General features: G+C 47.2%; 22 protein-coding genes. 13 read left to right on the forward strand and 9 right to left on the reverse strand.

The features are described from left to right. The first annotated feature begins 25 nt into the window (after positions 1-25). Both ligA and JQX58_RS09360 read left to right on the forward strand, forming a co-directional pair. Positions 26-2,065: an NAD-dependent DNA ligase LigA gene (gene ligA, locus JQX58_RS09355; RefSeq protein WP_204146565.1), complete on the forward strand. Its 2,040-nt coding sequence runs from the start codon at positions 26-28 to the stop codon at positions 2,063-2,065. After that, positions 2,066-2,293 carry a YheU family protein gene (locus JQX58_RS09360; protein WP_204146566.1) on the forward strand — a complete coding sequence of 76 codons (228 nt, stop codon included), beginning with the start codon at positions 2,066-2,068 and terminating at the stop codon, positions 2,291-2,293. It abuts the gene before it with no gap. Between the two features lie 31 nt (positions 2,294-2,324). On the opposite strand, the gene cysE is transcribed toward JQX58_RS09360, so the two are convergent. Continuing rightward, complete coding sequence (gene cysE, locus JQX58_RS09365; RefSeq protein ID WP_204146677.1) at positions 2,325-3,128, reverse strand: serine O-acetyltransferase; 804 nt, start codon at positions 3,126-3,128, stop codon at positions 2,325-2,327. A gap of 117 nt (positions 3,129-3,245) precedes the next feature. Between cysE and JQX58_RS09370 the strand changes: the two genes are divergently transcribed. Further along, entirely contained in the window at positions 3,246-3,575 is a 330-nt protein-coding gene (locus tag JQX58_RS09370; RefSeq protein ID WP_204146567.1) for a hypothetical protein, read from the forward strand. Positions 3,576-3,593: 18 nt separating this feature from the next. Here JQX58_RS09370 and mnmC read toward each other — a convergent pair whose 3' ends face one another. Together mnmC and JQX58_RS09380 are read right to left on the reverse strand one after the other, a co-directional pair. Then, positions 3,594-5,567, reverse strand: coding sequence for a bifunctional tRNA (5-methylaminomethyl-2-thiouridine)(34)-methyltransferase MnmC2/FAD-dependent 5-carboxymethylaminomethyl-2-thiouridine(34) oxidoreductase MnmC1 (gene mnmC / locus JQX58_RS09375; RefSeq protein WP_204146568.1), 1,974 nt, complete (start codon positions 5,565-5,567; stop codon positions 3,594-3,596). After that, on the reverse strand, positions 5,557-6,108 hold the full coding sequence (locus JQX58_RS09380; protein ID WP_204146569.1) for a peptidylprolyl isomerase: 552 nt from the start codon (positions 6,106-6,108) through the stop codon (positions 5,557-5,559). The genes mnmC and JQX58_RS09380 overlap by 11 nt, the downstream gene beginning before the upstream one ends. A gap of 84 nt (positions 6,109-6,192) precedes the next feature. Between JQX58_RS09380 and JQX58_RS09385 the strand changes: the two genes are divergently transcribed. Further along, positions 6,193-6,486 carry an Rdx family protein gene (locus JQX58_RS09385; protein WP_204146570.1) on the forward strand — a complete coding sequence of 98 codons (294 nt, stop codon included), beginning with the start codon at positions 6,193-6,195 and terminating at the stop codon, positions 6,484-6,486. A gap of 44 nt (positions 6,487-6,530) precedes the next feature. Here the strand turns inward: JQX58_RS09385 and JQX58_RS09390 are convergent, their stop codons facing one another. Then, on the reverse strand, positions 6,531-6,827 hold the full coding sequence (locus tag JQX58_RS09390; RefSeq protein WP_204146571.1) for a YciI family protein: 297 nt from the start codon (positions 6,825-6,827) through the stop codon (positions 6,531-6,533). Positions 6,828-6,830: 3 nt separating this feature from the next. Then, positions 6,831-7,367, reverse strand: a complete 537-nt coding sequence (locus JQX58_RS09395; protein WP_204146572.1) for a septation protein A — start codon at positions 7,365-7,367, stop codon at positions 6,831-6,833. Between the two features lie 66 nt (positions 7,368-7,433). Between JQX58_RS09395 and JQX58_RS09400 the strand changes: the two genes are divergently transcribed. The 6 genes from JQX58_RS09400 (at position 7,434) to JQX58_RS09425 (ending at position 12,762) form a co-directional block, all read left to right on the forward strand. Then, the gene (locus JQX58_RS09400; protein WP_204146573.1) at positions 7,434-8,279 is read left to right on the forward strand and encodes a PHP domain-containing protein; all 846 of its coding nucleotides are present in this window, start codon (positions 7,434-7,436) and stop codon (positions 8,277-8,279) included. Positions 8,280-8,335: 56 nt separating this feature from the next. Further along, positions 8,336-8,956, forward strand: a complete 621-nt coding sequence (locus JQX58_RS09405; protein ID WP_204146574.1) for an L-threonylcarbamoyladenylate synthase — start codon at positions 8,336-8,338, stop codon at positions 8,954-8,956. 139 nt (positions 8,957-9,095) lie between these two features. Next, entirely contained in the window at positions 9,096-10,010 is a 915-nt protein-coding gene (gene rluB, locus JQX58_RS09410) for a 23S rRNA pseudouridine(2605) synthase RluB (protein WP_204146575.1), read from the forward strand. A 14-nt stretch (positions 10,011-10,024) separates the two neighbouring features. After that, entirely contained in the window at positions 10,025-10,486 is a 462-nt protein-coding gene (locus tag JQX58_RS09415) for a DUF1499 domain-containing protein (protein ID WP_239090229.1), read from the forward strand. A 42-nt stretch (positions 10,487-10,528) separates the two neighbouring features. Beyond that, positions 10,529-11,248 carry a winged helix-turn-helix domain-containing protein gene (locus tag JQX58_RS09420; protein ID WP_204146576.1) on the forward strand — a complete coding sequence of 240 codons (720 nt, stop codon included), beginning with the start codon at positions 10,529-10,531 and terminating at the stop codon, positions 11,246-11,248. Between the two features lie 5 nt (positions 11,249-11,253). Then, positions 11,254-12,762 (forward strand): ATP-binding protein, encoded by a 1,509-nt coding sequence (locus JQX58_RS09425; protein ID WP_204146577.1) that lies wholly within the window; start codon positions 11,254-11,256, stop codon positions 12,760-12,762. Positions 12,763-12,787: 25 nt separating this feature from the next. On the opposite strand, the gene JQX58_RS09430 is transcribed toward JQX58_RS09425, so the two are convergent. Beyond that, positions 12,788-13,714 (reverse strand): LysR family transcriptional regulator, encoded by a 927-nt coding sequence (locus tag JQX58_RS09430; protein ID WP_239090230.1) that lies wholly within the window; start codon positions 13,712-13,714, stop codon positions 12,788-12,790. A gap of 92 nt (positions 13,715-13,806) precedes the next feature. Beyond that, positions 13,807-14,712, reverse strand: coding sequence for an ornithine carbamoyltransferase (gene argF / locus JQX58_RS09435; RefSeq protein ID WP_204146578.1), 906 nt, complete (start codon positions 14,710-14,712; stop codon positions 13,807-13,809). A gap of 194 nt (positions 14,713-14,906) precedes the next feature. On the opposite strand from argF, the gene grxD reads away from it, so the two are divergent. After that, positions 14,907-15,239: a Grx4 family monothiol glutaredoxin gene (gene grxD, locus JQX58_RS09440; RefSeq protein WP_204146579.1), complete on the forward strand. Its 333-nt coding sequence runs from the start codon at positions 14,907-14,909 to the stop codon at positions 15,237-15,239. Positions 15,240-15,304: 65 nt separating this feature from the next. On the opposite strand, the gene JQX58_RS09445 is transcribed toward grxD, so the two are convergent. Together JQX58_RS09445 and JQX58_RS09450 are read right to left on the reverse strand one after the other, a co-directional pair. Continuing rightward, positions 15,305-16,261: a LysR family transcriptional regulator gene (locus JQX58_RS09445; RefSeq protein WP_204146580.1), complete on the reverse strand. Its 957-nt coding sequence runs from the start codon at positions 16,259-16,261 to the stop codon at positions 15,305-15,307. A gap of 110 nt (positions 16,262-16,371) precedes the next feature. Further along, the gene (locus JQX58_RS09450; protein WP_204146581.1) at positions 16,372-17,379 is read right to left on the reverse strand and encodes a 2-hydroxyacid dehydrogenase; all 1,008 of its coding nucleotides are present in this window, start codon (positions 17,377-17,379) and stop codon (positions 16,372-16,374) included. Positions 17,380-17,719: 340 nt separating this feature from the next. Here JQX58_RS09450 and JQX58_RS09455 point away from each other — a divergent pair, with 340 nt between their 5' ends. Together JQX58_RS09455 and JQX58_RS09460 are read left to right on the forward strand one after the other, a co-directional pair. Then, complete coding sequence (locus JQX58_RS09455) at positions 17,720-17,929, forward strand: cold-shock protein (RefSeq protein WP_055462030.1); 210 nt, start codon at positions 17,720-17,722, stop codon at positions 17,927-17,929. 610 nt (positions 17,930-18,539) lie between these two features. Next, positions 18,540-19,523, forward strand: a complete 984-nt coding sequence (locus JQX58_RS09460) for a porin (protein WP_204146582.1) — start codon at positions 18,540-18,542, stop codon at positions 19,521-19,523. Positions 19,524-19,690 lie beyond the last annotated feature (167 nt).

Consider the following 19,690-nt stretch of genomic DNA (forward strand, 5'->3'; position numbering starts at 1 on the left):
GTTACCTATCCGTTTTGAGTGACTTATGAGCGATACACAAACGTCCTCTAGAGAAGAGATGTTGACGTTGATCCGTCAGCTAAATGATTACAGTTATGCTTATCACGTAAAAGATGAGCCACTGGTGCCAGATGCCGAATACGACCGTTGCTATCGTGCTCTGCAAGCGATTGAAGCGCAGCACCCAGAGTGGGTTCAAGCGGACTCACCGACCCAGCGTGTGGGTGAAAAGCCTGATAATGGCTTTGCCTCGGTTGAGCATACCGTGCCTATGTTATCGCTTGATAATGCGTTTGATAACGACAGCATGGTGGACTTTGATGAGCGCGTGCAAAAGCTTAGTCAAGCTGCCGTGCTGACGTACTGCTGTGAGCCCAAACTGGATGGTTTAGCCATCAGTTTGCGCTACGAAGACGGCCTTTTAGTGCGCGGTGTCACCCGTGGTGATGGCCTAGTCGGTGAAGACATTACCTCTAACATTAAGACCATTTATTCGGTGCCGATGCGTCTGCGCACCGAGACGCCGCCACCTGTGCTCGAGGTGCGTGGTGAAATTTATATGCCCAAAGAGGGCTTTGAAAAGCTGAATCAACAAGCCGCTGAAAAAGGCGAGAAAACCTTCGTTAATCCGCGTAATGCCGCCGCCGGCAGCCTGCGTCAGCTTGATCCCAAGATCACGGCATCGCGCCCTTTAGTGTTGTGTGCTTATAGCATCGGCTACGTCGAGGGGTGGCAGCAGCCTGATAGCCATTACGAAGGCTTACTGCAGCTGTCCGAATGGGGCTTTAAAATTAACCAGCTAATGCAGCGTGTTGAAGGTATCCAAGGGTGCTTAGATTACTACGACAAAGTCGCTGCTGAGCGTGATGGTTTAAGTTATGACATTGATGGCATTGTCTATAAGGTTGACAGCATCGCCCAGCAGAAGCAGTTGGGCTTCGTTGCTCGAGCGCCACGCTGGGCCATCGCGCGTAAGTTTCCCGCGCAAGAAGAAGTGACGCAGATCCTTGGTGTGGATTTCCAAGTAGGACGTACGGGCGCAATTACGCCGGTTGCACGTTTACAGCCGACGTTTGTGGGTGGGGTAACCGTCTCTAATGCCACGCTTCACAACCAAGACGAAATCGAACGATTAGGCGTTAAAGTCAAGGATTGGGTGATGATTCGTCGTGCTGGTGATGTGATCCCGCAAGTCGTGCAAGTTTTGACTGAGCGCCGTCCTGAAGACGCCACAGAGGTCGTGTTCCCTGTACAGTGTCCGGTATGTGAGTCGGACATCGAGCGTGTTGAGGGAGAAGCGGTACAACGCTGTACTGGCGGTTTGGTCTGTGGCGCCCAGCTGAAAGAGCGCCTGAAGCATTTTGTGTCGCGCAAAGCAATGGACATCGATGGCCTAGGCGACAAGCTGATCGAGCAACTGGTGGATGCCAAACTACTCAATACGCCAGTCGATATATACCGCCTTAAAGAAAAGCCAGCGCGCTTGTTGGCCATGGAACGCATGGGCGATAAGTCGGTGGAAAAGCTACTCAACGCGATTGAAGCATCAAAGCAAACCTTGTTTAACCGCTTTGTATATGCCTTGGGAATTCGTGAGGTTGGGGAAGCGACGGCCCGCACAGTGACTCAATACTTTGGCACGCTTGACGCTTTAATGAACGCTACCCAAGAAGAATTGATTGAAGTCGAAGATGTGGGCCCTATTGTGGCGCAACATATTCGCTTGTTCTTCGAGCAAGAAGACAACGTGGCGACTGTTCATGGGCTGTTGGAGCAAGGCGTGCACTGGCAGATGGCGGAATCTTCTGAAGACAGCGGCGAGCGCCCACTTGAGGGTAAAACCTATGTCGTCACGGGCACCTTGAGCCGCTATTCTCGCGATGAAGTAAAAGATCATTTGATTAAGCTTGGTGCGAAAGTCAGTGGCTCGGTTTCGGGCAAGACGGATTGTTTGGTGGCCGGTGAAAAAGCGGGTTCGAAGCTCACTAAAGCGCAGTCGCTTGAGGTCCCTGTGATGGACGAAGAGGCGTTACATGAGATGCTAACAGGCTTTGGAGTCGTCTAAATGGATACTTTGATTCCTTACGACGCTCTAGATCCTGAGACGCTCGATAATATTTTGAATGATATCGTATCACGCGATGGTACTGATTATGGTGACTATGGGTTATCAGCGGAGCAAAAACGCCAACAAGCGCTGAAGGCCCTGCAATCGGGTAACGCGGTCTTAGTTTTTGATACCGAAAGTGAAACCATTCAAATGGTAGACAAGCAAGTCGCGCAGCGAATGTAACTAAAAAGGGTCCCGCGGGACCCTTTTTAGATTATTTGTAGCAGCCTTTGATGGTGTGATCCATCTCGCGAGAAGGCTCTTTCTCTCGGTTACGACCAACTACCTTAGCTGGCACGCCAGCCACGGTAGTGTGAGGCTCAACCGGTTCTAGCACCACGCTATTGGCGCCCACTTTAGCCCCTTCTCCCACTTCGATGTTGCCCAAAATCTTGGCGCCTGCTCCGATCAATACACCGGAACGGATTTTGGGGTGACGATCGCCTGTTTCTTTACCGGTACCACCCAGTGTGACCGATTGCAGAATCGAGACATTGTCACCAATGACACAGGTTTCACCGACCACTAGGCCTGACGCGTGATCCAGCATGACGCCACAGCCAATGCGTGCCGCTGGGTGGATATCGACGCCAAAGACCATCGACATTTGCCCTTGTAGGTATAAGGCTAAGCTTTCTCGGCCTTGTTTGAAAAGCCAGTTAGCAACGCGGTAAGTTTGTAACGCATGGAAGCCTTTGAAGAATAACAACGGGGTCGTCAAACAATCGCAAGCCGCATCACGCTCTTTAATGGATAAAATATCCTGTTTGATGCAGGCGACAATGTTAGACTCAGGGTCAGACATTGCTTCTTCAAAAACCTCACGTAAGACCATGGCAGGGATCGAAATACTGTCAAGCTTACTGGCAAGTAAAAAGCTCAAGGCTGAGCTTAAGGAGTCATGGCGAAGTATGGTGGTATTAAAATAGCTTGCCAAAATGGGTTCATCTTGTGCTAGCTTTTCAGCTTCAGCTTGTAATGATGGCCACAGGTTGTCAGATGTCACGTCGGGTTGCATTGGGTTACTCAAAATCAATATACCTACATTTTTTCGTGGCGAGAGAGTGGTTATGGGGTTAGCATCTATCAATACAAGGGTGAAAGTAAACAGAATGCTCGTTTTTATGGAGACACTATGAGTCAAAAAACCGTATCAGATGCGTTACACGTATTTTACGAACTAAATAGCGCTTTGTCCGATGCATATTGGGAAACAAATGACATAAATAGCAAGGATCTATTTTTCGCTATGAAGTCTATGTTGCAAGATGAGCTCGACGAACTACACAAGCTTAGTATTCAAGATCATATTTATCCATATGAGCCAATCAACCCAGCGGTGGTTCAGCTCAGTGACAAACTGCGTGATTTGCATCCTAATATGGGCGCGATTGTTTATCGTCCCAAGACTTACCAACGCCTTGACGATTTGATTCCGTCGGCATGTGACCTATTTGAAATGTAATGGCTTTAAGCGGTGAGGTTAAACCTCACCGCGCTTAAGTTTTCGAATCACAAAACGATTTGGGTGTAGCGCTTCCAACACAGTTTGTTCCAGTGGTGCAACTTCCTCTGCAATGATACTGGCTAGATAATTGGCGCAGAGCGGTGCGCTGACCAATCCCCGCGAGCCATGCCCAATATTGACGAACAGACCTTTTACAAACGCCGCTGGTTGCGTTGACTGCCACTTTGCATTGGTGCGTAGCATGCCATATTGCTCAATTAAAGACGCTTGATCACTTATCGGTCCGACAATCGGCGTATAGTCGTTTACGGTGCAGCGTAACGCACTGCGTCCGCGACAATCAGATAGTGCTACTTGATCAAGGTCGCAATCCAACAACCGCTCAAGCTTTGCTAGATTCTCTTTGTGTGAGTCCTCTAGGATTGCAAGACTGGTTGAGTTCAAGTCGTAAGTGGCGCCAAAGTTAAGTTGCCCTTCAAGCGCGGGCGACACATAGCCATCGGCGCATACCACTTGAGATAAAGCTTCTGCTTGTGCTTGAGTGTGCGCATCCGGAATGTCTTTAATACTTAGCTGTGTCACTTGGCCACGGATCGCTTTGGTCGGCAGTGTTTGGATCGAGTCCAGCATGTGTTGCTGGTTGGCGCTACAAACTATGACATGGCTAAACTCATGAGCGTGCTCGCCTTGATAAGCCGTTAAACCAGTCTCACTAGGCTCAAGGCGCGACAGCTCATGATTCAGCTTAAGTTCGATATTGGCATGACTTAGTAATGTCTGGCATATGGTTTTAGGACGTGCCCAGCCAGAGAGAGGCAACATCAACCCCGCTTGATCTTCGCTACGGCGAAGAATGCTGTCAGGGTACAACTGAGTGGCTAAGATCTTGTCAAATTTGACCTGTTCTTGAGGTGTTTTAGGACGTTGTAATAAGCCACTTTGTTGCCATAGCGTTGCTTCAGGGTGAGCTGCGCTGAGTGTCTGATAAAAACGCTGTGCATACAAATAAGCCGCCAAGTAAAAGCGATTGACCGGTGTGTCGCTGGCGCCTAATTTAGGATACAGCATGCCTTGCTCATTGCCTGAAGCGCCCTCAGCGATATGATCAGACTGCTCCCAGACTTCTACTTGAAAACCCTTTTGCGCCAAAGTATTTGCGGTAGTGGCGCCCGCCAGGCCCGTGCCGACAACCAAAATTCGGTTATAGGAAGAGGGGGCTTGTGTCACCTCAAACCATGGCGCTTGAGGTGAAGGCGTTGTATCAGTCACTGAGTTACTCAGCTGACCGACCATCATTTCACGCTTATGACCAAACCCTTTGACTTTTTGTACGTTAAAACCATGGGCTTGCAGACCGCGGCGAACGATACCTGCTGCGGTGAAGGTCGCAAAAGTTGTGTTGTGCCGACTTAAGCGCTGAATGTTTTGAAATAATTCAGCGCTCCACATCTCAGGATTTTTGCTGGGCGCAAAACCATCTAAGAACCATGCGTCTATGTGGCCATTGAGCGCGGCAAAGCCTTCACTTGCTTCGCCAAACCAGAGAGTTAGTGTGGTACGAAAATCGGGAAGCTCGATGCGATGCAGGCCATGGCATAGGATTGGATACTGGGCTAATAACGCTTGGGCGAACGGGGCCAAGCTTGGCCACATAGCCAGTGCTTGCTCAAGTTTGTCTTTGCTTAATGGGAACTTCTCTACTGAGGTAAACGTCAACCAAGCGCTGTCAGGCGCTTGCTCAGCGAATAATTGCAGTGCACAGAGAAAGTTCATCCCAGTACCAAAGCCTGTTTCCGCAATATGAAAACGAGCCTGGTCAGTAAGTGATTGAAAGCGTTCTGCTAGATGGTTGTGGGCCAAGAAGACGTAGCGCGTCTCCTCAAGCCCAGCATCTTTATCAAAATACACATCATCAAATGTGCTGGAGCGGGGGACGCCATCGGCGCCGAAATCTAACGCTGGAGAATCCAGCTGATAACTAGTCAACACGGGTTACTTTCTCAATGATCACAGGTGTTGTGGGTACATTTTGGTAAGGACCAATGTTGCGGGTTGGCACATTGGCAATTTTATCGACTACCTCTAGGCCTGAGATGACCTTACCAAAGACTGTGTAACCAGCACCGCCGCGGGCGCCGTGGTTTAAAAAGGCATTGTCGTTGTGGTTGATAAAAAACTGTGACGTGGCGCTATTTGGATCACTGGTACGAGCCATCGCTAGTGTCCCGCGATAGTTTTTAAGGCCGTTGTCCCCTTCGTAGGCGATCGCATGGTGTGTTTGTTGGCGCTCAAGGTCCTTATCAAAACCTCCGCCTTGCACCATAAAGCCACGAATGACACGGTGGAAAATTAGGCCTTCATAAAAACCTTCATCGACGTAACGCAAAAAGTTTTTAACGGTATTGGGTGCGGCTTTTTCGTTTAGATCGACACGGATGTTGCCCATTGAGGTCTGAATGTTCACTTCGGTCGCCAAAGCAGGCAAACTGATCACTGAGCATAATAATGCGCTTACTAACGTTTTTTTCATCGGACTCTTCCTTCTTGGCAATGTGCCCATAGTATTAGGGTTCGAGGCATTACGCCAAGATCTAATGATTAAGAGAGGTACTACATGAGAAATGCAGTGGTTGAGATCGAATACTGCACCTTATGTCGCTGGATGTTGCGGGCGACTTGGCTGGCCCAAGAGCTGTTAACAACCTTTGATGATGATATTAAAAGTGTCACCTTGATGCCAACGCAAGGCGGTATTTTTAAAATACGCGTAAATGGTACTGAAATCTGGTGTCGTAAGGCAGAAGATGGCTTTCCGGAGGCCAAAGTATTGAAGCAGCGCATGCGCGATGTGATCGATCCAGAGCGTGATCTGGGGCACTCGGATGTGAAAATAAAACCTGACGCTTAAAGAGAAGGACGAGTGATGCCACAAAAGCACCACTCGTTAAGCCATTAGAAGACTTGTTTGAAGGGTTTCACTTCGACGTGTGCATAGACGCCAGCCGCCACATACGGATCTGCATCTGCCCAGGCTTGAGCGTCTTCTAAAGAGGCAAATTCAGCCACCACGACACTGCCGGTAAAGCCCGCTTCGCCTGGATCGTTAGAGTCGATTGCTGGGTTTGGGCCAGCCAATACCAGACGACCTTGATCACGCAGCGCTTGTAGGCGTTCAAGGTGCGCTGGGCGTGCCGCTTTGCGACCTTCTAAGCTTTGTTCAACATCTTGGCCAACGATTGAATACAACATCTATTATTCCTTATTTTGTAGGTGGGAAGATAAGTAAATCCCTTGTAAAACGATGAAGACTAGGGTCATGCCGAGCAGACCGAAAAGTTTGAAGTCTACCCAGATGTCTTCGCTGAAGTTAAAAGCAACATAAAGGTTGGCCGCGCCAGAGAGAATAAAAAAGCCTACCCAAGCGAGATTCAATGTTCGCCATACTTTGTGTGGCAGCTCCAATTTGTCGCCCATCATGCGCTGAATGATGTTGCGTGAGCCAATAAATTGACTGCCTAAAAATACCGCTGCAAAGAGCCAGTTAACCACGGTTGGTTTCCATTTTATGAAGTCGCCATCGCCGGCTAACACCGTTGCGCCACCAAGTAGAACGACCAATGCCAAAGACACCATATGCATCTTTTCGACTTGGCGATGTTTCCACCAAGTATAAGAGACTTGTAGCAAGGTGGCTGGAATCAAGACAGCGGTTGCCAAGATGATGTCGTTAGTGGATTTGTACACTAAAAAGAAAACAACGATAGGTAAAAAGTCGAATAATAATTTCATAGTCAAGCCAGTTTCTGTATGCTCGAATGATGATACCTAGCAACTGTCGGAAAGAATACCCCTTTGATGTCTGAACAGCCCTATCAGCGAATCGACCTACACACACATTCCACAGCTTCAGACGGCAAACTGTCTCCAGCCGAGTTAGTAGCGCTTGCGGCACAAGAAAACGTGCAAACCTTAGCCTTAACCGATCACGACACCTTGGCAGGCTTACCAGCAGCTCATGAGGCGGCTTTGCAGCAGGGCATACGCCTAATTAATGGCTGTGAATTATCGGTTGCTTGGCAAAAAATCCCTCTGCACATGGTGGCGCTTAACTTTGCTCAAGACGATACGCAAATGCTGCGTTGGACAGAGCATAATCAAACAGTACGTTTACAGCGTGGTCGACAAATCGCTGATCTATTGCGTAAAAAAGGTCTACCTGACTTATTTGATAAGGCGGTTGCCGAAGCTGGAGAAAGTCAGCTAGGTCGACCGCATTTTGCGAAAGTAATGGTGCAAGAAGGCATTGTTAAAGATGTGAACAAAGCCTTTGATCACTACCTAGGCAATAAAAAGATTGGCCAAATTCGTGATGTTTGGCCGCAGCTTGAAGAGATTGTGCCGCAGCTACATGCGGCAGGTATTGAGCTGGTGCTGGCGCATCCTAAGCGTTACCCCATTACGGTGACCAAACTAAAAGCTATTGTGACTGATTTTAAAAAGCTTGGGGGCAGCGCTATTGAAGTAGCCTCTGGTAATGAGCGTCCTGATCACGTGCGCTTTTTAGAGCGCTTGTCTCGTGATTTTGAGCTGCAAGCGTCGGTGGGCAGCGACTTTCATGGACCGTTTGGACCTTGGACTCAGGTGGGGCGCTATACTCAGATACATGAGCAAGAGGTCACACCGATCTGGTACAAATGGTAAGTGCATGAGCGCTTTAGTCAGTGCTTAGCCGACACGATTAAAAGGGAGAGATTACCGTGAGTCAGTTTTTTCAAATACATCCAGAAAACCCACAAGCGCGCTTGATTAAGCAAGCCGCGGATATGATTCGCCAAGGCGCAGTGATCGCTTACCCGACCGACTGCGGTTACTCTTTAGGCTGTCATATTGGTGATAAAGCGGCGCTGGAAAAAATACGTCAAATTCGCCGCTTGGATGACAAGCATAACTTCACCTTGGTGTGTAAGGACTTGTCTGAGATTTCCACTTACGCGCGCTTTGATAACACGCTGTATCGTTTGCTCAAGCATCATACGCCGGGCCCTTACACCTTTATTTTTAACGGTACCTCAGAGGTGCCGCGTCGATTGATGCACCCTAAGCGTAAAACCATTGGTATTCGTGTTCCGGATAGTAAAATCGTGCAAGCCTTGCTGGAAGAATTGGGTGAGCCGATTATGAGCTCGTCATTGATTTTGCCCGGCGAAACGGATCCTATGATGGACCCTTATGACATTCGCGATACGCTACAGCATCAGCTGGACTTGGTCATCGATGGCGGCTTTTGCGGTCTAGAACCTACTACAGTGGTGGCGATGGATTCAGAAGAAATCAAAGTGCTGCGCGTGGGTGCTGGCGACCCTGCGCCATTTATGTAAAAGCGTACGGCACAGCTATCAAGTCAGACTTGATATGACTATAATATGGCCATAAGTCGCAATGGGGTTTTACCTATTGCGAAAGCACTGAATTAAACAAACTAAGGGTTGCTGCGAAGCATTCCCAGATGAGGTCGTAATGGACGAAAAATTACAGAAAGTGTTAGCAAGAGCTGGTGTTGGTTCACGTCGTGAGATGGAAAATCGTATTCGCGAAGGTCGTGTGACAGTCAATGGTGCGGTGGCCAATCTAGGTGACCGCGTACGCTCGAGTGATGAAATCGCGTTTGACGGTGAACCCGTGAAAACTTCAGCATCAAGCGATGTTGAGCGTCGTGTCATTATCTACAACAAACCTGAAGGCGAAGTGTGTACGCGCAAAGACCCAGAAGGTCGCCCAACGGTGTTTGATCGCTTACCAAAGCTGCGTGGTAGCCGTTGGATCGCTGTTGGTCGTTTGGATATCAACACGTCAGGCTTGTTACTGTTTACCACCGACGGAGAGCTGGCTAACCGTCTGATGCACCCTTCGACAGAAATAGATCGCGAATATTTGGTTCGTGTCATGGGTAATGTCACAGAAGAGCATGTTGAAACGCTGAAAAAAGGTGTACTGTTAGAAGATGGTATGGCGAATTTCACTGACATCGTTGATGGTGGTGGTGAAGGCATCAACCATTGGTTCTACGTTTGTCTGATGGAAGGCCGTAACCGTGAGGTGCGTCGTTTATGGGAATCCCAAGGTGTAAAAGTTAACCGCCTTAAGCGCGTTCGCTTTGGTCCAGTATTTTTGCCATCCAAAGCAAAAGTTGGTCGTTGGGTTGAAATGGACGATGCTGATGTGACAGCGTTATGTGAACTGGTTAGCTTGCCGCATACGCCGGTAGGCCCTAAGAGCCAGCAAGAAACACACGATCGTCGCCGTAATCGTAATTCAAGAGTTAGTGGTAGCGTGGCCAAAACCAAGCGCCGTGACAAAGGATTTGACTGGCAATCGTCGGATAAGCAACAAGAGTTTAAGCCTAAGAAGCCAGGGCGTAGATCATTTAGATAAGAGGATGTATTGGTATGATCATGGTGCGATGGATGTTTGTAGTCGTCATTGCAATGTTACTAGGGTTCATAGTGTACGTGAGCTTGAATAACGGTGTTCCTGAAGGATTAGGGGTCAATGAAGGAAACTTAGCGCCCTGCCCAGCTATGCCTAATTGCGTATCCTCGCAAGCATCAACCGAAGACACGGAGCATTACGTCGAGCCGATTATCTATCGTGGCGACGCAATGGAGACACAGTTAAAAGTCGAACAATTTATCTTAGACGCCACCGATGCGCGTATCCTAGATAGCCAGCTTGGTTATTCCCATATCGAGATCAGTAGCCCATTACTTGGTTTTAACGATGATCTGGAATTGTACTTCCCTGAGGCAGACAGTGTGATTCATGTGCGCTCTGCTTCGCGGGTAGGTTATGACGATCTCGGGGCAAATCGCGAACGAGTTAGACAAATTCGTGAACTTTTAGTAGATTGATTGTAAAGGCAATTATTTAAAATCAAAGGACGAGGATAGACTATGAGCGTGAATGAACCCCAATCAATTTTGATTGTTGAAGATGATGAGCGCCTGGCTACACTGACGCAGGAATACCTTCAAAAAAATGGTTTTTCAGTAGACATTGAGCCAGATGGCCGCAACGCCATTGGCCGTATCGTCGATGAGCAGCCATCGTTAGTGATCCTTGATTTAATGCTGCCTGGTGCAGATGGTTTTACGGTATGTCGCAGTGTTCGTAACGATTACCATGGACCAATCTTGATGTTGACTGCACGTAGTGATGATGTAGATCAGATTTTGGGACTTGAGATTGGCGCTGACGATTACGTCTCCAAGCCTGCCAAACCACGTGTACTGTTAGCGCGTGTGCAATCACTACTGCGTCGCAGTACACAAGATGCCGATCTTTCTAGCGCTGAAGCAAGCCCAGAACAAACCTTAGAGTTTGGTAATTTGGTCATTGATAATTCGCGTCGTGAAGCATGGCGCGAAGGCGAAGAGATTGAACTGACCAGTGCGGAGTTCGATTTGCTATGGTTATTGGCTAGCAACTCTGGTCGTATCCTAAGCCGTGAAGAAATTTTCGGTGAGCTGCGTGGTATCGAATACGATGGTCAAGACCGCTCGGTCGATGTGCGTATCTCGCGTATCCGCTCTAAAATCGGCGATGACCCAATCCATCCGCGTCGTATTAAAACGATTCGCAGTAAAGGCTACCTATTCGTTAAAGAGGTGTAGTCGTTATGAGCAGTGATATGTGGCGCCTCTATCGGCATATTTTGATTGGGGGTGTCATCATATTGCTGGCCTGTTATGCCGTAATTGAATCCCTCCAAGAACGTGACCGTCACAAGCAACAAGTGGCGTTTCTCAACCTCGATGCAGAGCTTTCAGCTCAGCTGTTAGCCAGCGATGTCCCGCTCGAAGCCGTTAACCTGAGATCCCGGTTTGATTGGCAGGTCTTGGCGCCGCTTAGCGCTAATCATTCCAAGTATGAGTTTCGAATCAGTGATCCGCGTGCAACGCCGAACGTTACGGTCTACGACGGTGATGAGATTGTTTTAAAAGGCCTAGGTAAAGAAGCTCATGGTTATAGCATTGCCGGTTTGCTGCGCTACTTTTTAGACAGTGATGCTAGCAATGAGGCAAAGTTGGATTTTGTTGAAACCGTTTCAGGCGCACGCTTTGAGCCAGTTTCTCCTGAGCTCTGGAGTACCGCGGATGTTAAAGCAACAGAGCTGATTCGTACCAAAGAAGGAATGCTCGCCTTATTATGGCGCCCACAAGGCTCTGAGGCTGAGCAGGCTTGGTTGATTACCATGAAGCCCAAAACGGGTCTATCACTTAGCTTAGCTGCAATGTTGACGATGCTGGTGGCGATCACTGCTTTGTTGGCCTTAGTGTGGTATGAGCTGGTTGGCTTAGATAAAAAGCGCGTACACTTTGAAACAGCGACACGACAAATTGCTCGAGGGCGTGGTAGCCTGCCACAGGGCGTTGAAGACAGCTCGGGTACTCTAAAAGAGCTGGCGTATTCATTTGACTCCATGTCGACACATATCCAGCGCTTATTAAAAGTACAGCGTGAAATGATTAATGCGATTTCTCATGAGTTGCGTACTCCGATTGCTCGTTTGCGTTTTGGTCTTGAGGTATTAAAAGACGAGGTGACGCCGGATCAAGAGTCGTCAATCAGTGCACTGGAAGTCGATGTAGAAGAGCTAAATACACTCGTGGACGAGGTGCTTACCTATGGCAAACTGGAAGAGGGCTCGTTAGCGTTAAACTTCGAGAAAACCAGCATTGAGCAGCTGCTTAACGACATTGTCGATCACAACCAAAGTCTGCTGCAAAAGCTAACCGTGACGATCGAAACTTCTGGTGATGATATTGTTAATGCCGACGCACATCATCTGCATCGGGCACTGCAAAATCTAATTCTGAATGCCTCTAAATATGCCAATGATGCGATCAAAATCTCATTCTTTGCCGACGATGAACGCTGGCAAGTGGACATCGAAGATGATGGCCCAGGAATTCCTGCAGAAGATCGTGACAAGGTGTTTATTCCGTTTCAACGCTTAGATAACTCTCGCACCCGTGCTTCGGGTGGTTATGGCTTGGGCTTGGCGATCGTGCAGCGTATTGCCTTTTGGCATGGTGGAGCGGTGCTAGTAGAAGAGAGCAGTTTAGGCGGGGCAAAGTTCAGCTTCATTTGGTCGCGTAGCCAGCATCAAAATCAACTTGGTTGATGCTGGCATAACTGGCATAAGCCTGTTATAGCTCGGGCGATAATATACCGCGTAAGTTTTTAAAGCAGGTTTTCGATGCGGTCGTGATCAGATCATCCATGTAGGCGTTTTCACGCTGATCTTTACGGATAGCCAGATAGAGTTTGCACCATACACCTTCTTCACCAAGGGATTTGGTGATGGCGTATTGGCGATTGGTATATTCCGTTAAGGCCCAATTCGGTAGGCAGCAAACACCACGTCCACTGGCAACCAATTGCATCATCATCAGCGTTAGTTCGCTGTGACGAATCTTGGCCGGTGACACACCTGCGGGTGTTAAGAAATGCTTGAAGATATCTAGGCGCTCAGATTCTACTGGGTAGGTAATCAAGGTCTCCGTCTTGAAATCCTCTGGCGTTAAATATTCTTTTTTGGCCAATGGGTGGTGACGTGAGAGCGCGACTTGTGACTCGTATTGAAACAAAGGGATGTATTCAATATTTGGTAGTTCTTGCGGATCGGATGTAACGACTAGGTCTAAATCACCACGAGCCAGCGCAGGTAGCGGCATAAAACTAAAAGCGGTCGATAGATCAAGCTCAACATCAGGCCAGTGTTCACGGAAGTGATCAATGGTTGGCATCAGCCATTCATAGCAACTGTGACATTCGATCGCGATGTGTAAACGGCCGCTTTCGCCTTCGGCAAAACGTTGGATATCACGCTGGGCAGAACGAAACGACATTAAGACATCGTCGGCAAGTTGTAATAATCTTAGGCCGGCGCTGGTGAAGCGCACCGGTTTGGTCTTGCGAATAAACAGTGGACATCCCAGCTTTTCTTCTAAGTCTTTTAATTGGTGGGATAGCGCGGATTGCGTTAGATGGACGCGCTCGGCAGCTTCGACTAGGCTTCCAGTTTCTCTTAATGCTGTCAGTGTTTTTAGATGCCTAACTTCAATTATGCTCATAGTAATCTCTAGTTTTTGAGTGATATTCAGCTCATAACGTATAAAAAAGGCCCGAGTTAGATGCCTCTAACCTCGAGCCTTACGAGATTGTCTTAGTTACAGATCAAAAATTCAAGTAGCGCTTTCTGAGCGTGTAGGCGGTTTTCCGCTTCATCCCATACCACAGAGTCTGGATGATCAATGACTTCAGTCGTGACTTCTTCGCCACGGTGAGCGGGTAGGCAGTGGAAGAACAGGGCGTCAGACTTAGCTAAGGCCATCAGTTCTTGGTTAACTTGGAAGCCATCAAAGTCACGCATACGTTGCTCTTGCTCATCTTCTTGGCCCATTGAAGCAAATACATCGGTGACCACAAGGTCAGCATCTCGTACAGCATCTTGTACCGAGTTAGTGACGCTCACGCAGTGTTTGTTCTCGCCTAGGATTTGATCGTTTGGCTCGTAGCCTTTCGGGCAGGCAACAACAAGGTTGAAGCCAAGTAGGTCGGCAGCATTCATGTAGGAGTGGCACATATTGTTGCCATCACCTACCCAAACCACTTTTTTGCCTTCAATTGAGCCACGATGCTCAAGGTAGGTCTGCATGTCAGCCAACAGCTGGCAAGGATGGTAGTCGTCAGTTAGCGCATTGATCACAGGTACGCGTGAGTTGGCGGCAAAGGTTTCCACCATGGCATGGTCAAAAGTACGAATCATCACAGCATCGACCATACTTGAAATAACGCGTGCGCTGTCCTCGACCGGCTCACCACGACCTAGCTGAGTATCGCGTGGTGACAAAAACAAAGCATGACCGCCAAACTGAGCCATGCCAGCTTCAAAAGAAACGCGTGTTCGAGTGGATGACTTTTCAAAGATCATCGCCAACACCTTGTTCTTTAAAGGCTCGTAAAGCTCACCTCCACGGTGCATTTTTTTCAGTTCGATCGCACGTGAAAGTAGTTGTTTAAGCTCGTCAGACGAAAGGTCTTTCAGAGTCAAAAAATGTCTTGGCGACACGGTAGGCTCCTGTCAGAATTTAACCAGTAATTAGGGAATCCGCCAATTTAATACACTGGTGCGATTGAGTAAAGAGACTTTTGCCCAAGGATTTTGCCGCAGCAGGGTTGTAAAAATTATAAACATCCCCATACTCCCACCTAATACACCAATAAAGCCGTAACCATAACGGCAAACGAAGAGGTTTACTGATCGTGAGTAACACAATTGAGACGATTCAAGAGCAGATCAACAACAACGACATTTTGTTGTACATGAAAGGCACGCCACGCATGCCTCAGTGCGGCTTCTCTGCGCAAGCAGTGCAAGCACTGATGTCTTGTGGTGAGCGTTTTGCGTTTGTGAACATTCTTGAGAATCCAGATATCCGTGCTGAATTGCCTAAATACGCTAACTGGCCAACTTTCCCGCAGCTATGGGTGAAAGGTGAATTGGTCGGCGGTTGTGACATCATCGTTGAGATGGCGGGCAATGGCGAGCTTCAGTCTATTATCAAAGAAGCAGCAGCCTCTGCTGACGAAGAGTAATTCTCTTACTTTGATATTAAAAAACGCGCCTTGAGCGCGTTTTTTTGTGTCTGGAGAAGGCCAAATTAGCGGTGGTAGTTTTGTGATTTTAGCTCATTAGCAAGCTCAATCACTTGTTTGCGAAACCAGATGTGGCTGGCATCGTGATGCAGCAGAGGGCTCCAAATCATTTTAAGCTCAATGGGCGGAATGGTAAAAGGAGGCTCTAAGATGACTAGATCTGGATTGTTGCGATTAATCATGGCGACTTTTCTTGGTAAGGTCGCCACCAAATCTTGCTCCAATGCTAAGTGCATGGCGGTGTGATAGCTTCGAGTAAACACACGGATGCTGCGTTTACGGCCTTGTTGCTGCAAGGCTTCGTCAACCCAGCCAAGTTTTTGTACATCGGTTGGATCCATGCCCACGCCTACACCAAAGCCCGTCTTACTGACCCAAATGTGTTGTGCTTCTAAGTAGGTCTCAAGGGTGAAGTTTTTGGCCACAGGGTTGTCTGCGGCCATCATGCAAACAAAGGTATCGTGCCACACACTTTTTTCATGGAATGACTGCGGCAGCTCTTCAAAGCGGTTAATCGCCATGTCGATTTTGCCTGCTTCCACATCATGGAAAGTGACATCGCTTGGGGTCATGATATCGATAGTGATGCCTGGGGCTTGTTCGCGTAAGCGCGTAAGAAGCCTAGGAATGACGGTCGAAGCCGCGTAGTCACTGGCCATGACGCGAAAAACACGGGTCGAAGTCCGTTCATTAAAGTCAGCCTCGGGTTGTAAGGCTTCTTCAAGCTCTAGTAACACCTTGCGTACGATCGGCTGCAGTCGTAAGGCCTTTTCGGTGGGCTTCATGCCTTCACTGGTGCGTACGAGTAGCGGGTCACCTAGTAAATCGCGCAAGCGCTTGAGGCCATTGCTCATGGCGGGTTGGGTGATATTGAGCTTGCTCGCGGAGCGCGTCACGTTACATTCGCGAAGCAGGACGTCTAAGTAAATAAGCAGATTTAGGTCGATCTTATTTATATTCATACGCGTAATGAAGACTGTGCCAATTAAAATATTGATGAATGATTTTATGACAGTTGCACAAAAGTACAACTGTTTTCATTGGAGTCAGTCAGGCATCACGCATAAAAGTGTTAGGCCGAAGCGGTGAGTTCACGCACAAATTTGTGGTCTTTGCTTTGCTGTAGTTGTTCTAAGTTTGCGCAGGTGGTGTTGGCAATGTGCTCCAACGCGATATCAGTGAAATAGCCTTGATGGCCTGTGACCACTACATTAGGGAAGGTAAGCAGTAACTGGAATACGCTGTCATAGATAATGTGGTCTGACATGTCTTCAAAGAAGAGTTTGCCTTCTTGTTCATACACATCTAATCCCAAGTAGCCAATCTTGCCACTATACAATGCGTCGATGGCTTGCTGTGCATTGACCAAAGCACCTCGGCTAGTGTTGATGATCATCACGCCGTCTTTCATTTTGGCGAGGGAGGTTTGGTTAATGAGGTGATGGGTTGAAGCGTTAAGAGGGCAGTGCAAGCTAATAATATCACTGCGGTTATATAGTGTTTCTAAGTCCACATATTCGGCGCCCTGTGCTTCTAGATTCTCGTCAGGGTTTAAATCATAGCAGAGTACGCGGCAGCCAAAGCCATTCATGATTCGCGCAAAAGCAGCGCCAATACGGCCAGTGCCAATACAGCCCACGGTTTTGCCTTCAAGATTAAAGCCCATCAATCCTTCGAGGGCAAAGTTGCCCTCTTTGACGCGGTGGTAAGCTCGGTGGGTTTTGCGATTCAGTGCCATAATCAAGGCGACCGCATGCTCTGCAACGGAAGTAGGGCTGTAATCGGGGACATGAAAAACGGGGATGTTGTGTGCTTTGGCGCAATAGAGGTCGACATTGTTATAACCCGCGCAGCGAAGGGCGATCGCTCGGATGCCATACATCGCTAATTGGTCAATAACGCCACGACTGAGATCATCGTTTACAAAGCAAGAGACGGCATCGTAATCTTTGGCCAGTGACACAGTTTCACTACTGAGACGGCTTTCAAAAAAGTGTAGCTCAAGATGGTCAGATTCAGCGCAAGCGCTTTCAAGGGTACGTTTGTCGTAGGGTTTGCATGAGAAAACGGCAACTTTCATGGCAAGGCTCCAAAGGTGGATGTGTTGTTACTATAGAAGGCTAGCTGTTAATTGGATAGCCGTGCGTGCCACTAGGGTTTGATGTGCCTCAAGACTTGGGCGAATGCAGTAGAAATAGCTGGATTTATAAAGTTACAAAAAATATGCTGATTCCGTTGACCAAGTTCATAGAAGAACCTTACAATCAAGATGTTTAAATAATTGGCGCTATTTATGTACAGTGTCCCTTGTGGCCAGAATACGGTTTGTCCTGTTTTGTCATAAGTAATACCGAGTTTTTTAAGCACTACCCAGCTATAGCGATATAGTTTAATTAACTTATTCAAACAGGAATATCATCATGTCAGACGTAGTTACTGGTACAGTTAAATTCTTCAACGAAACTAAAGGTTTCGGTTTCATCACTCAAGAGTCTGGTCCAGACGTATTCGTTCACTTCTCAGCTATCGACGTACCTGGCTTCAAAACGCTAGCAGAAGGTCAAAAAGTTGAGTTTCAAGTAGCTCAAGGCAAAAAAGGCCCAGAAGCGCAAAACGTTAAGCCTCTATAATTTTTAGAGCAATCGTTTTTAGAAAGGCAGCCCATGGCTGCCTTTTTTGTGTCTTGACGCTGACCTTGGTCAGATAAATCGCAATAATCCTTCCGAACAAAGATTCCATTGATTACCTTTCAAGTGGTCTATTTCCTTATTCCCCTCTAGCACAAGCAAATTTGACGTCAGATAATTTATTTGAATGTGGCTAAAATGTGCAAAAAAATGTCCGTCAAATGTTTTTTTGAAGCAGGGTTCATTACTGTTAAGGGATATTTATTCTTTTTTTATAGGTTTTAAAGATATTTCCCATAGATATAATCTATATTTTGGTTTTTATTTCCTTATTTTTTTCCTTAAAATGTGTAAGAAATAACTTAACACATTAAAAAAACTGTCACATTTATATTTATGTATTTGATTTAAATAATGTTTTTATTTTTCTGATTTTATGTTGATATTCCATTTTTATTAATGTGTATGAATAAAACATGCATGTTGGATAAATTGTGCAACATGACTGTGCTCTATTGATTAAATGTGGACGAATATTAGAGTGTTTGTAAGTGGCTTGCACATATCGAGCGCTGTACATAACAAATTGAATCAATAGAAAGGAAACCGATTTATGAAAAAGACTCTTGTTGCTATCGCAGTTTCAAGTGCAGCAGTTTCTTCAATGACTGCCTTCGCAGCAGACGAAACTACTAACTTCGATGTTTACGGTAATATCCAGCTTGCATACGTTGACTCTGACGATTCTGATACGGCAGAAATCGAAGACAATGGTTCTACTTTTGGCTTCCAAGGCAGCACAGCGATCAATGATGATCTAACGGGTTTCTTCAAGTACGAACTTGAAGTTGATGCTGATGACAAAAGCAACAATGATGACCTAAGCATCGACTTGGACCAAGCATTCGTTGGTGTACAGGGTAGCTTCGGTAAAGCACAAGTCGGTTCATTCGACACTGTTTACAATAACGCAATTCAAGACACTTACGATCAATTTGAAGCGCTAGGTGTTCACCAAGCTCAATTGACTGGTGAAGGCGATACCATTGCTTACTACTCTCCATCTTTTGGTGGTTTTGAATTCCAAACATCTATTGCTGTTCGTGATAAAGCTTCTGATGATGCAGAGCGTACTGAAGAAAACGACGGTACGGCTTCACAGGTTGTACTTAAGTACTCTGTAGATGCTTTGACTGTAGCGGTAGGTTACGACGACGGCAACAACACTGGCGACGGTGAGTCTAGCACTACAGGTCTAAACGTGACTTACCAACTAACACCAGCACTTTCTATTGGTGGTCAATACGAAGAAGTTGAAGACTTCTCTAGCGCATTCGGTCTAGCGGCACGCTACAACTACGGTGCCGGTGATGTTTACTCAACTGTACAGATGGTTGATCTAGACGACGAAGTAAACGGTATCGATGATTACGATGTTTACGCGTTCGGTATCACTTACAACCTATCTTCAGCAATGTACGTATACGGTGAATTCGGTCAAAACGCTGCTTTTGATGAAGATTCTTATGGTAACGATACAATCATTACCCGTGACGACGACAAAACAACTGCTGTTGGTGTAACGTACCTATTCTAATCCCCTTTCTTTAGTGGATTACGTTTACTCTAAGGCTCCCTGTTGGGAGCCTTATGTTAAGTGTGATCATTCAAGGTTCCTCGCATCATTTCTTTTGAAGTCGATACGTTGGAACTGTTAAGGCATCAGGTTTCCCGACCTGGTGCCTTTTTTTTGCCTTACGATGG

This window comes from Marinomonas ostreistagni, from assembly GCF_016888445.1.
Lineage (GTDB): Bacteria > Pseudomonadota > Gammaproteobacteria > Pseudomonadales > Marinomonadaceae > Marinomonas > Marinomonas ostreistagni.